Below are 13,023 nucleotides of genomic sequence, written 5' to 3'. Positions count from 1 at the left end.
CCTCAGGAAAATATGGCTCCGCTCACCAAGGCAGCAGCGATCAGAACGAACGAGCTGCAGATCGCCCATTTGAGTGAGAACCGCTGAAGCGCTCCAACCTCCACCTTCAGCAACCCGCTCATCAGGTAGCCGGCTGCTACCAATGGACTGAGCGCATGGACCGGCAATCCCAGGACCGATGCGCGAGCCACCAGGATCGGATCGATCCCGTACTGCGCCGCGCTTTTCGCCAGTACCGGCAGGATGCCGAAGTAGAACGCATCGTTGGACATGAAGAAGGTGAACGGCAGACTGGCAAAGGCCGTGATGAGGCTCAGGTACGGACCTGCGCTTTCGGGAACCACCGCCAGGAACTTGCCGGACATGGCGTCCACCATCCCGGTACCGGCGAGAATGCCGGTGAAGGCGCCGGCGGCAAAAATCAGCGCGAGTACATTCAGCACATTCTCGGCATGGGCGGCGATCCGCGCTTTCTGCTGGTCCAGGCTCGGGTAGTTGATGAGCAGCGCCAGAGCAAAGGCGACCATCATCAGCACCGGTAGCGGCCCCAGCCCAAGCACCATCGATACCACCAGACCGACTGTCAGCGCCAGGTTGACCCAGAAGAGCTTCGGTCGGTGGGTATCGCGCACCTCCGCCAGGATTTCCTCGGAAAGATTCCCGGCGCCTGATTCCGGCGTCCACCCGAGGCGCCTGCGTTCCTTCAGACCAAACCAGACCGCTGCCAGGAAAGCAAAGGCGATGCCGGCGAACATGGTGGGAATCAGACCGTGGAATACCTGCATCGCATCCACATGCAAGGCGCTCGCCGCACGTGCGGTAGGACCGCCCCAGGGCACGAGGTTGACGGAGGTATTGGTCAGCAGGACCAGCGTTGCGATGATCAGCGGATTCATGCCCAGGCGGCGGTAGACCGGCAGCATGGATGTGACAACCACCAGTACTGTTGTCGAGCCGTCGCCGTCGAGGGAAATGAGAGCCGACAAGGCTGCTGTCCCGACGCTGACCCGCAAAGGGTCATTTCCCACGGCACGCACGATCCGCCGAACTGCCGGCTCGAACAACCCGGCGTCGTACATGATCGAGAAGAACAGAATCGCGAACATCAGCATCAGCGCCGTGGGAGCGAGCTGACGCACCCCATCGAGCACCATGACACCGGTTTGCGGCCCGAAGCCGCAGGCAACTGCAAAACAGACCGGTACCAGAATCAGCGCCACGACGGCAGACAGCCGCTGGCTCATGATCAGGTACATGAAGGTCAACACCATGGCAAAACCGACCCAGGCCATGTTCATTCCTTATTCTTGTTGTGAGAAACCAAGGTCTTCACTCGGCGACAGTGATGCTCATCAGCGGCACGTACTGCTGGCCGCCATAGCAATCGCTGTCGTTCAGCTCACCCTGGAACACGGGCCGCGGGAAGGAGATTTTTATCGCCTGCGCCGCATCGTGGTACACCAGCGTGATGTCTTCTTCGCGTTGCCGATAGAGCCGCGAGATCAGGTCCCGCGTGATTGGTTGAGTACGCTTGGCGCGCTGATAGTTTTCCGCTGACGCGAACATCAGGTCGAAAGTCAGCATGAACGGGCCGGCGTTCTTGGAACGAATCAGGCTGCAGAGCTCGAAGAGCTGGGACATGGGTTACACCTCGATCATCTTGCGACGGAACATTTCGCCGGGGGAATCAGGGAACAGCACATGGTTGAGGCTGAAGCGGTAGATGGGACCGCGCTCCAGGTAAGGCGGCGAGAACGGATAGGCAATGGTGCTGATAATGCCTTCGTAGCCAGGCACCGGCAGGTGCGCGCTGACGTGGCTGACAAAGGTCGCAATCTTGCTCGCCAGTTCCTGCGTAGGCGCGGTGATGGTGATGAGCACCCCGACCTCGATCGGCACGCTATCGCGTTCCACCTCCAGCTCGCCCATCACGGCGCCGCGGCCATAGCTGCGGAAGCTGATGTCGTAGTCCTCAGGCCCCAGCCGGCCATCGAACAGCTGCGCTATGCGCTGCTGGAAGTACTGCTTGGCCATCGGGATCAGCCGGTCCAGGCCAAGGAAGATTTTCGGGTCACGGATGCCGCCAATGATCACCGACTGGAAGCCCGCGGGCTCCGAGCCTTCCAGCTTGATGCTGTAGCGCTGCGCGGGAAGGAATCGCGAACCGCTGACCCGCACGCTGCGCTCGCTGGTGGCGGTGTAGACCGCGTGTTCGGTATCGATAGTGCCGGCCGGTTCCGTCAGCAGGAAGGGGTTGGCATTCTCGTAGAGCGTGTGCGCAGCGATGGAGAGCGGAGTGACGCGCGCCTGCAGATCGAGCGGCTCGATCTCGAAGTGGTCCTCGCGAATGTAAGCCATCAGGCCGTCTGCGGCCGGTGTGACGCAGCACGCTGCTCCGCACTCGATGGTTTTTGCCGCATGCCAGATCAGCCCGCGGTCTGCGCCGAGACGCTCCGGAACCACGGCAAACAGCGCGGAATCGCTGGCTCGTCCGGCAAGAATGACCTGAGCGTCATCGTCCAGTGCTTCCGACAGCGCCTCGGTGCCCATCATGCCAACGACATGGCTGCGCTCGATGACGTGGTCGTCGAGCGGCGGTGCCGGTTGCAGCGCCTGGATCCGCCCATCGGCCAGGCGCTGCTTCAGGTACTCGCTGTCCTGGTCGGAGTAGATCAGTGCCAGACGGAAGTTGATTCCCTCCTCGTCCGCGATCTCCAGAGCGATCTCGGCCATCCAGTTGACCCCCGCATCACGGCCACTGGTGCCGCAGGACCCTACGATCAGCGGGACATCCAGCTTGTCGCGGGCCAGCAGAAGCAGGCGCAGGTCACGCTTGCAAGCCTCGCGCGAAAGCCTTGCCTTGCCGCTCCCCAGATACGCCGGCCCCGAATCGGTCGAACCGGCGTCGCAGGCGATCACATGAGGAGCGAGCGAGATGCCACGCTCCAGCGAGCTTTCCTTGAAGCCGGTCCCCACGGCGCCGTTTGGCGCCAGAACACGAATTTCCATGCGTGTCTCCGTCTGGCGAACACATACATTGATCAATATATGTATTCTGTTGATGTTGACAGCAAGATATATAGAGCCTCATAAATAGTAAATCTGTACAAAATCCATCAACCCGAGGCCGGAATGTCCACCCCAGAAGACGATCTCTACCTCAGCGCCGACGAGGCCGCCGCAGCGCTCGGTATCAGCCTTCCGACCCTCTATGCCTATGTCAGCCGGAAGAACATCCGCTCGATCAAGGTCGACGGTTCGCGCAGCCGTAAATACTGGGCCGCGGATATCGAACGCCTGCGCAAGCTCAAGCCAACTGCCGGAGCTGGCAGCGATACACCGCGCGTCGGCGCGCAGAGTTCGATCACGCTGCTGACGGACAAGGGGCTGTATTACCGGGGGCAGGACGTTACGCAGCTGGCTGCCAGTTCCAGTGTCGAGGAAGTGGCCGAGTTGATGTGGCAGTCAGCGGGAGCATTCGCTTCCCCTGTTCCCCGTCGACCGAAAGGGACCGGCGCGCTTCTCAAGGCTGTGAGTGATCTCGCCGTCGGCGAAAAGCTGGTCGCGCTCTTCCCCATGCTGGAACGGGAAAACCCGCGCGCCCACGACCTGTCGGTCGACGGCTATGCCCGCACCGGCGTCGATGTCGTACGCTGGTTTGCGGCCTTGCTGGTCGGCGCAGCGGCTCCGGATGAGCGCCCCCTGCATCGTTTCATCGCGGAATCACTGGGCGTGGATGAAGCATTGGCCGACCTGATCCGCCAGGTACTGATCCTTTCCATCGACCATGAACTTGATCCGACCACCTACAGCGTCCGGGCAGCCGCCAACACCGGCATCACGCCCTACTACGCCGCCATCGTAGGAATCGCCTCATCGCGGGGCCGGCACCTCGCCTATGGTCGCAATGAATCGGTAGCGCGCCTGCTGGATGACATCTGCACGGCCCGCAACCCCGCCGACCCAATCGTCCAGCGCTTCCGCGAGGACGGCTCCATCCTGGGCTTCGGCTCCAACCAGCATGGCGAGAGTGACCCGCGGGCATCCTTCCTGCTGCAGAGCCTGCACAGGCTATTCGCCAGGGATGCGGAGTTCCGCAGCCTGCTGGGAGCCGCCGCGGTTGCCGAAGAGCTGACCGGGCAGCCGATGGACTTCATTCTCCTGCTGACCTTCGTCGGACGGAAACTGGGCCTGCAGGGCCAGGAGATCGCCCTTGCTGGTGTCGGTCGTGCCATTGGCTGGATCGCTCACGCCAGCGAGCAGTACCACCAGCACCCGCTGCTGCGCCCGCGCGCCCGCTATACCGGCAACCTGCCAGACTGAAACGACGAGGCCCGCCTTCTTCAAGGCGGGCCTCTATCTCGGCTGCTAGCGTATGCCGATGGTGCGCAGAGCTGCAGGCGTAAAGTCGGAAGTCTTCGCCTTCAGGCCAAATCGATAGGCATCCTTGATCTGGTTGAACATGCCGTTGGCAAGGTAGCGCCCGGAGGTCAGGTCATAGGTCATTTCACCCGCGCTGATCACCACCTTCTGGTCATAGAAAGGCAGCGTGTGGTTTTCCGATACCCGCCACAGCGTCCCGCGGTTGTCGTAGTGATCGGCTTCGAGGATGGTCCAGGTGTCTTCATCGATGAACAGATGGCGCTTGGCGTAGACATGGCGTTGTCCGGCCTTCAGGGTCGCTATCACTTCCCATACCCGGTGCAGTTCGTAGCGGGTCAGATCCTGGTTGATATGCCCCTTTTGCACCAACTGGTCCGGTGTATTGGCGGGGTCAGCGAGGCGGAAGCTGTTGTAGGGCACGTACAACTCGCGCTTGCCGACCAGTTGCCAGTCGTAGCGGTCCGGCGAGCCGTTGAACATGTCGAGCTGATCGTTGGTGCGCAGGTTGCCCGGGCCGGGGCTGTCGTAGGCAACCTGGGGAGCGCGGCGAACCCGTCGTTGGCCTGCGTTGTACTGCCAGGCCATCCGGGGCTCGGCAACCTGGTCGAGGGTTTCATGAACCAGCAGCACATCGCCGACATCCCGCGCAGGTGCGATATTCAAGGAAGTGAAGTAGTACAGGATGTTCTTCGAGCGCTCCGGATCGTAGTCGGTGAGCTGGTTGCTGTAGGCGAGGCGATCGCGCTCCGTTTTCCAGGAGTAATCGCCGCTGGGCGTCACCAGGTAGCTGCTGGTCTCGCGATCGAAACTGCCGCCGCGGTAGCGCGTGATGTGGTTCCAGATCACCTCAAGGCCGTTTTGCGGAACAGGAAATGCCAGGGGCGCCTGGTAATCCTTCAGGCCGTTGCCGCCGGCAACAAGCTGCGTGTGCGTTGCATTGAGCTTCGCGGCAGCATAGGCGCTGTCCGGCCAGGCCGCTGTACGATGGCTGGCGTATACCGGAATGCGATAGGTCTGCGGGTAACGCTGAAACATCGCCTGCTGGCCTGGAGTCAGCTGGCCCTTGTAGCTATCCAGGTTCGCAGGTGTGATGACGAATAGCGGTTTCTCTCCGGCAAACGGGTTGCCGTGAGATCCGTCCCTGACTTGCCCCGCATCAGGTGCAAGACCGCCGGTCCAGGCGGGGATAGTCCCCGCCTCATTACCCGCGCGCTCGGCACCAACCGGCGTCAGCGTTGAGCCCAGCTGCGCCGCCTTGGCCGCATCCACGGCGGCCAGAGAGAGTGGGCTGACGAGCGAAAGGCAGAAAGACAGCAGACCCGCTGCCGGAATGGCATTTCTCATTTCTTGTTCCTCAGAAACTGACGCCGAAACTGACGCTCAGGAAGTCTCGATCGGTGTTGGTGGTGTACTTGCCACCGAAGAAGTCGGTGTAGCTGATGCTGGCGTTGTACTTGGACAGGTAGACGGCGTTCAGGCCGACGCTGACGGCCTTTCCCCCTTCCGTGAAGTTCGGCCCATAGCCCTGGACGTCATGGGACCAGGACAGGTTCGGGGTGAGGTCGAGTCCACCGATGACGCCGTTGTAGGTCAGCGCGGAGCGCAGGCGATAGCCCCAGGAGTTGCGGGTGTAGAAGCCATCGCTGTTGCAGTACTCCGGCCGGCCACTGAGCAACGTGGTGCACAGGTTGCTGCCGTCGGCGCCGTAGTACTCGCCGGGGCCGAACGGACTGGCGCGACCGTAACGAAGGTGCCCGTAGGTGCCGTCGTCGATGCCGGAGATGTGGTTGTAGCCAACCTCCCCCACCAGCGTGAGCCGGCTGGCCCCCAGGACCTGGTCAAAGGTCTCGGTGACCGTGGTCTGGACCTGAGTGAATGGCACCCGTTTGTAGCCATGGATGGTGTCGCCGGGGATGCCGGAGTTTTCGATGGGTGTCGGAACGATGGGCGACAGGCGCAGCGTCGCGTAGATCAGGTCATCGAAGCCGAGCGGCATGTTCGGCCGATGGCTGATCTCGCCTTCCACGGCGGCGCCGGCGATGTTGGTACTGAAGCTCATGCCATAGAGGCGGATGTCCTCGGGATACTCCACGAAGTAGGTCGCCGAGGCGGCTCCGAAACGCGGCGCCGTGAAGGGGTTGGCCGTGGTCATGGTCGAGCTGCCGATGGGCAACCGGCTGTGATAGTTCATCCAGTAGAAGCTCAATTCGGTGTCGTTGAGCTCCGGCACGAACCATCGCAACGCCAGGCCGTACTGACCACCGTCGCGTGGCTCGCGGTCCGGCCCGCGCGGCAGGAAGATCGTGTTGCCGTTCTGCCCGCTGTTGTCTGAAGTGCCGGGCTTGATGTCCTTGCCCTGGAGGACATAACGGTCGTCGCAGCCCTTTGCCGGCAGGTCGGAGCTGGCGAAGAAGGTCCCGCAGTTGTCGGCTACCGTGCCTTGCCACTTCAGTTGGTAGAAGCCCTCGACGCTGACGGCATCGCTGATGCTCTGCTGCAGATAGATCATCTGCACAGGAATCAGCCCTTCCTTCAACTCGGAGCCAGGCCGCCGCAGCGCGTTGGCATCCAGCGGGTTGATGCTGTTGATGCCGCCCTGGATGAAGGTGCTGCCGCCCCAGCTCACCACCTGCTTGCCCAGCCGCATGGACCCCGGCTGACCGGCGAGTTCGTAGTTCCGGTAGACGAAGGCATCGAGGAACTGTGCCCCGGAGGAGCGCGCAGCCTGGTCGCGGCCGTTATCCTGGATGTCATACAGACGCTGGTGTCCGTCCTTGAGTTCGAAGTCGTACCAGTATTTGCCGCGCAGGAAGCCACCCCAGTCCCCGTACTTCAACTCCAGGTCATGGGTGCCCTTGAAGATCCTGGAGAACGTATCGCCCTTCTTGAAATTCAGTCGACCGTCATCCGTGGTCTGAGAGTCCCCACGGCCACCGTTTGCCTTGCTGATGAAGTTGGGGTTGGGGTCACTCATCGCCCAGCTCTGACCCACCGAGAGCGATGAGTCGAACTGGCCCTGAACCTCCCCGAGTTCGAAAGTCACCGCGTGGGCACCGGATGCCAGCAAAGCAGGGACGAGGCTGCCGAGCGCGGCTGGCAGGCGCCGGCGGTAGTAGGTTCTTTCCACGTATTCCACCTTGTTATTGTGCTTATGGAAGCAGAATCCGGTTCTTGATGACCGGCACAGCACAGCAGCCCAGGGCGAGGTCGCCGACAATATATTGATTAACTATCAATATATTGATCAACTGCAATGCAAGACGAACCTAATCAATTAATTGAGGGATGTAAATCTGTACGGATTTCGTCAACCTGAGCGGGTACCCGAAGCGAGGGATGCAGACTGAGGAGCCTGTGGTGACGCAAGGCACCCGGCCATCGATGGAAATCAGAGACAAGCGAAGGGAGGCTTCCAGCCAGAATCGGACACTCGCCGGAATGCAGTTTTCAAGCACTGCCACATCCCGTATATTTGATAACTATTGTCGTTTGCAAATTGTTCTTAGGGGATTGCAATGCAGGGAGATTCGTCGCTGCAGTCGGTAGGGATGCTGTACCGCGACCATCACGGCTGGCTGCGCGGCTGGCTGCGTCAGCGCCTCAACGACTCCGCCGATGCGGCCGACCTGGCGCAGGACACCTTCGTGCGCGTGCTGATGGCCAAGAGCGCCGGGGTGATTCGCGAACCCAGGCACTACCTGCAGACCATCGCACGGGGACTGGTGATCGACCTGTACCGCCGTCGCTCACTGGAGCGTGCCTACCTGGATGCGCTGGCCCTGCTGCCCGAGGCGGTCCAGCCGTCCCTCGAAGAGCAGGCCCTGCTCCTCGAAGCGCTGACGGAAATCGACCGAATGCTGGATGGCCTGGGGCAAAAGACCCGGCAGGCCTTCATCCTGTCCCAGCTCGAAGGGCTGACCTACAGCCAGATTGCCGAGCGACTGGGCATCTCCATCCGCACCGTCAACAAGTACATGGCCAAGGCCATGGAACACTGTTGCCTGGCCATGGCGGGTCTCTCGTGAACGATGCCCTCAGACCGAATGAGCGCGAGGCCATCAGCGAAGCAGCACGCTGGTATGCACGACTCGCCAATGAATCGCCTGCTGCCAGCGACCAGCAAGCCTGGCAGCGCTGGCTGGCGGCCGACCCGATCAATCAGCGCGCCTGGCAGCGCATCGAATCGGTGAACCTGCAGATGGCCCGGGTACCGGGTCGCCTGGCTGCTGCAACCCTGTCCTCGGCCGGAGCGTCGCGCCGCCAGGTGCTGCGCAGTGTCGTGGTGCTCGCCTCTCTGGGCGGGCTGGCCACCCTGGGTTGGCGCAGCGATACGCGTCAACGCTTCACCGCCGGCTACAGGACCGCAGTGGGTGAGCGCCGCGCTTTCACCCTGGCGGACGGCAGCCAGATGCTGCTCAACACCGACAGCGCGGTGGATGTGCGCTTTGACGCAAACCAGCGCCTGATAATCCTGCGTGCCGGCGAGGTGCTGGTGAGCACCGCCAGCGATACCCTCGACAGGCCATTTCGCGTGCAGAGCCCCGATGCCAGCGTGCGCGCACTCGGGACTCGCTTCACCGTGCGCAGCTGGAGTGGCGGTACCGATGTGGCGGTACTGGAAAAAGCCGTCGAAGTGACTGTTCCGGGACAGCGCAATGCCCTGCGCCTGGAGGCAGGCCAGCATACCCGCGTCGCCTCCGGAGTCATCGGCCCCGTGCAGGCCAACAGCGCCTCGGTGGGTGCCTGGGAACAGGGCAGCCTGATCGCGATCGACCGCCCGCTGGGAGAGTTGCTGGACGAACTCGGACGTTACCGCCACGGCTGGCTGAGGTGCGACCCGCGTATCAGCGGCCTGCGCATTTCCGGAGCCTTCCCCCTGGATGACACCGACCTCGCGCTGCGATCCCTGGAGCGCAGCTTCCCCGTCACGGCGGTGTATCGCACGGGGTATTGGGTAACCGTGATTCCGCGCAGCTGACGCTGTCAGAACGCCGGCAAAAAATAATTCTGAACACCGTGCACTTTCTTCGTCCCTGGTTCGGCTTTCCCGGCATCAGTGACCCACTTGGTCACCACTACCGGGGAGAGACCATGTTGTATCCGTTCGTTCGCCATCGGCTCGCCATCCATGTGCAGGCGGCCCTCTTCAGCGTCGCCGTCGTGGGCGTACCCGCCATCCAGGCCGCAGAGCCGGTATCGTCCGGCACAGTGCAGAGCGTCCGGCAGTACGACATCGCTGCAGGCTCTCTGACCGAAGTGCTCAGCCGCTTCGCCAGCGAGGCCGGAGCAGCGCTTTCGTTCGATGCCAGCAAGACTGCCAACCGGCAATCGGACGGCCTGCATGGCAGCTATTCGAGAGAGGCCGGGTTCGCCACCCTCCTTGCCGGCACCGGCCTGCGCGCGGTCGATCAGGGTGGCAGCTACGTGCTGGAGGACATTCCGACAGCACTGGAAATGAGCGACACGGTCGTTACCGGCCAGGGCCTGGGACCAACGACGGAAGGCTCCGGCTCCTACACCTCGAACGAAGCCACGATCGGCAAGTCCACCCAGCGACTGAAGGACATCCCGCAATCGGTGACCGTCATCACGCGCAAGGCGATGGACGACCAGCGCCTCGACACCCTGGACCAGGTGCTGGAGAAAACCACCGGCATCACTACCTACCAGAGCCCCTCTGGCGGCAAGTACATCTACTCGCGCGGTTTCGAGGTGGAAACCATCCAGTACGACGGCGTCCCGCTCGATCGCCGCTACTACGCCATCGGCAGCAGCTTCACCTCCGATACGTTGCTGTACGACCGCGTCGAAGTGCTGCGTGGTGCCAACGGCCTGCTCCAGGGCAGCGGCAACCCCGGCGCGGCCATCAACCTCGTGCGCAAACGCCCGAAGGCCGAGCCGTCGCTGTCCCTCACCGCCAGCGCCGGCTCGTGGGACAGCTACCGGCAGAGCATCGATGCCAGTTCTCCGCTCACTGCCGATGGCAAGCTGCGGGGTCGCCTGGTGGCCGCCCACGAGGATCGGGATTACTTCTATGACACGGCGGAAAGCCGCAAGAACGTGCTCTACGGGATTCTCGAATACGACCTGACCGACGATACCAAGGTAGCCGCCGGCGCCAGCGTGGAAGACCTGCACTCGACACCGTCCTTCGGTGGTCTGCCGCGCAACAAGGATGGCAGTGCGGTGCACGCGGGCCGCTCCACCTTCACCGGCGCCGACTGGAACAAATGGAACAACAAGCAGACGACCTACTTCGCCGACGTCACCCATGACTTCAACGATGACTGGCGCCTGAATGCCTCGGGCAGCTACATCCGCGAGACCAACGACATCCTCTACAGCTTCGGCCGGGGGGCGGTCGACCCAGCCACCGGTGACGGCATGCAGTCGCGCGCCTACCTGTACGACTTCGAAAACATCAACAAGGGCGCTGACATCAACCTCGCCGGCAAGTGGCGCGCCTTCGACCTGGAACACCAGGTAGTGGTCGGCGCCAACGCCAGCGACCTGAAGACCGACGATGTGCAGGGAGGTCTGCTCAACCTCGGGCCGATCAACATCTACAACCCGGTTTCCCCGCGCGAACCAACCGAAGAAGAAATGCTGAGCACCACTTACGCCGGCGCCTCCGAAGGCAGGATTCGCCAGAACGGGCTTTATGGCGTCGTACGCTACAAGTTGGCGGAGCCGCTGACGTTGGTCGTGGGCGGGCGAACCAGCAACTACAAGTACGATTATGAACTGCGCCGCTTCACCACCTTCTCGCCCGCTCCAGCCCATTCGAAGGAGACCGGCGAGTTCACTCCGTACGGCGGCCTTATCTACGAACTGAACAATCAATGGTCGGTCTACGCCAGCTACACCGACATCTTCAAGCCACAGACCGAGCTGACCCAGGACAGCACCCCGCTCAAGCCCATCGAAGGCTCGAACTACGAGATCGGTTTGAAAGGCGAACTGATGGATGGGCGCGTGAACACCAGCTTCGCGATCTTCCGCGTGGACCAGGAAAACCGGGCGCAATATGACTACGCCTCGGAGTGCGGGCAGAACGGCGAAGACAACTGCTACGTGGACGGCGGGAAGGTTCGCGCCGAAGGTTTCGATGCGGAGATCAGCGGCGAAGTGCTCAGGGGCCTGCAACTGTTTGCCGGCTATACCTACACCTCGACCAAGTTCCTCAACGATCCGGGCGATGGCACCTCGTCATCCGGCTCCACCTTCAACAGCTACACGCCGCGCCACCTGCTGCGCTTCTGGGGTGACTACAACCTGCCGGGCGAACTCAGCCAGTGGACCGCTGGTGCGGGCGCCAGCATCCAGAGCGAGAACTACAACACCAACTTCGGTGGCACTGGTGGCGTCGGCGATATCAAGCAATCCGGTTACGCCATCTGGAACGCGCGCCTGGGCTACCAGATCAACAAGAACTTCAGCGTCGCCCTGAACGGCAACAACCTGTTCGACAAGAAGTACTACTCCTCCATCGGCTGGCTGAATGCGAGTAACCAGTACGGCGACCCACGCAACTACACCGTCACCCTGAAAGCCGACTTCTGAGGTGAGTGGGTAGCGGCAATCCCTCCTGACGATTCTACGGAAAGGGATTGCCGTTCCCCCAAGCTTGGCTGGATCCAATGACTGCGCAATCCACCACGAGTACCCGCGCGATCCAGGCTGCCATGACCGTTGAAGGAAATCGCAGAATGTCGACCTTCACATTGGATCGACAGGTCCCGATGGCCATGGCTCGTCCCTGGCAATCGAAGCATGGTGGGTAGTCGCCCCAAGGGCTGCACGCAAGTCGGTGCGGACCTTTGAGGCGTTGCACTACGGCTTCCGCAAAGCCGTGGCCCAAACTGCCCTTGTGAGTTCACATCAAGGCTCTGCTGGAGCGGTCAACCATTGCTGAAGCCCGCAAAAGGTCGCTAACGGACGCTCCCACCGGACAGCTATCCCCCTCGGAAACTAACTGCTGCCGTTGCGCTTCAGGGCCATGCTGAACGAGAGCTTTCCATTCACATCGGGCTTGTCGTCAGCGGTAGTGGCTTTTCCCTTGGCGCCACCTTCGATCGTCAGCGCGTAGTCTTTATGCATGACCATCGCCGCCAGCCCGAGCACGCCAACCGTGGCTATGGCAGCAACGGCGACTGCCGCTGCACCGCCGCTGATACCGGCAGCACCCACCGTACCTGCAGCAGCTGCAAAGGCCGCCAAACCACCAGCTCCGGCAACACCACCAGAGATGATCCCCACAGGATTCCAGAAGCCAACGGCGGCTACCCCCGCGCCGCCTGCTATCAATGCAAGCTTCGTGTAGCTCACTGACTTGATCACGCGCACTGCCAAAGCGAGCTTGCGATCAGTGATCACGATATTGTCGGCCTTGTCGTTCAGGGCGCTTTTCAGCTCTTTCGCATTCCCTACGAATCGAGTGCTGCTCACTTGGGGTAGTCCTTGGAGATCTTCAGAAGTGGCAACGGTGCATTATTCTGCGGCAAAAGGCCAGCATACCTCCCGGCATGCATTCCTGAGGTAGTTGTCGGCCAGAGCCGGACACTTGCAGCCATTAAACAAGCTGTACGCGATCTCTTCGAACTCGGGATGAAATACGGCCGGCATTATCGGCCCTTCGGC

At 61.9% G+C, this 13,023-nt stretch carries 10 protein-coding genes; 4 read left to right on the top strand and 6 right to left on the bottom strand.

Going from position 1 to position 13,023, the window contains the following annotated elements; genetic code table 11:
• Positions 1–2: 2 nt before the first annotated feature.
• Genes G4G71_RS12885 through G4G71_RS12875 form a run of 3 tightly spaced genes read right to left on the bottom strand, consistent with a single transcriptional unit; the run spans position 3 to position 3,009 of the window.
• Positions 3–1,298, bottom strand: a complete 1,296-nt coding sequence (locus G4G71_RS12885; RefSeq protein WP_169938101.1) for a CitMHS family transporter — start codon at positions 1,296–1,298, stop codon at positions 3–5.
• A 31-nt stretch (positions 1,299–1,329) separates the two neighbouring features.
• The gene (locus tag G4G71_RS12880; RefSeq protein WP_169938099.1) at positions 1,330–1,641 is read right to left on the bottom strand and encodes a DUF4387 domain-containing protein; all 312 of its coding nucleotides are present in this window, start codon (positions 1,639–1,641) and stop codon (positions 1,330–1,332) included.
• 3 nt (positions 1,642–1,644) lie between these two features.
• A complete protein-coding gene (locus G4G71_RS12875; RefSeq protein WP_169938097.1) occupies positions 1,645–3,009 on the bottom strand; it encodes an acyclic terpene utilization AtuA family protein in 1,365 nt (454 codons plus the stop codon).
• 123 nt (positions 3,010–3,132) lie between these two features.
• Here G4G71_RS12875 and G4G71_RS12870 point away from each other — a divergent pair, with 123 nt between their 5' ends.
• The gene (locus G4G71_RS12870; protein WP_169938095.1) at positions 3,133–4,323 is read left to right on the top strand and encodes a citrate synthase; all 1,191 of its coding nucleotides are present in this window, start codon (positions 3,133–3,135) and stop codon (positions 4,321–4,323) included.
• 45 nt (positions 4,324–4,368) lie between these two features.
• On the opposite strand, the gene G4G71_RS12865 is transcribed toward G4G71_RS12870, so the two are convergent.
• Both G4G71_RS12865 and G4G71_RS12860 read right to left on the bottom strand, forming a co-directional pair.
• The gene (locus G4G71_RS12865; RefSeq protein ID WP_169938093.1) at positions 4,369–5,727 is read right to left on the bottom strand and encodes a DUF1329 domain-containing protein; all 1,359 of its coding nucleotides are present in this window, start codon (positions 5,725–5,727) and stop codon (positions 4,369–4,371) included.
• Between the two features lie 10 nt (positions 5,728–5,737).
• Positions 5,738–7,510, bottom strand: a complete 1,773-nt coding sequence (locus G4G71_RS12860; protein WP_420825997.1) for a DUF1302 domain-containing protein — start codon at positions 7,508–7,510, stop codon at positions 5,738–5,740.
• A gap of 388 nt (positions 7,511–7,898) precedes the next feature.
• Here G4G71_RS12860 and G4G71_RS12855 point away from each other — a divergent pair, with 388 nt between their 5' ends.
• The 3 genes from G4G71_RS12855 to G4G71_RS12845 all read left to right on the top strand — a co-directional run bounded on the left by G4G71_RS12855 (position 7,899) and on the right by G4G71_RS12845 (position 11,946).
• Complete coding sequence (locus G4G71_RS12855; protein ID WP_054910656.1) at positions 7,899–8,408, top strand: sigma-70 family RNA polymerase sigma factor; 510 nt, start codon at positions 7,899–7,901, stop codon at positions 8,406–8,408.
• Positions 8,405–9,361 carry a FecR domain-containing protein gene (locus tag G4G71_RS12850; RefSeq protein ID WP_240964914.1) on the top strand — a complete coding sequence of 319 codons (957 nt, stop codon included), beginning with the start codon at positions 8,405–8,407 and terminating at the stop codon, positions 9,359–9,361. The genes G4G71_RS12855 and G4G71_RS12850 overlap by 4 nt, the downstream gene beginning before the upstream one ends.
• Before the next feature lie 113 nt (positions 9,362–9,474).
• A complete protein-coding gene (locus G4G71_RS12845) occupies positions 9,475–11,946 on the top strand; it encodes a TonB-dependent siderophore receptor (protein ID WP_169938091.1) in 2,472 nt (823 codons plus the stop codon).
• Between the two features lie 408 nt (positions 11,947–12,354).
• On the opposite strand, the gene G4G71_RS12840 is transcribed toward G4G71_RS12845, so the two are convergent.
• Positions 12,355–12,831, bottom strand: a complete 477-nt coding sequence (locus G4G71_RS12840; RefSeq protein WP_169938089.1) for a hypothetical protein — start codon at positions 12,829–12,831, stop codon at positions 12,355–12,357.
• Between the last annotated feature and the right edge of the window lie 192 nt (positions 12,832–13,023).

The organism is Pseudomonas multiresinivorans, from assembly GCF_012971725.1.
GTDB lineage: Bacteria > Pseudomonadota > Gammaproteobacteria > Pseudomonadales > Pseudomonadaceae > Pseudomonas > Pseudomonas multiresinivorans.
The sequence above is the reverse complement of the archived record's forward strand: the minus strand, read 5'-3'. Positions and strand labels throughout refer to the sequence as shown.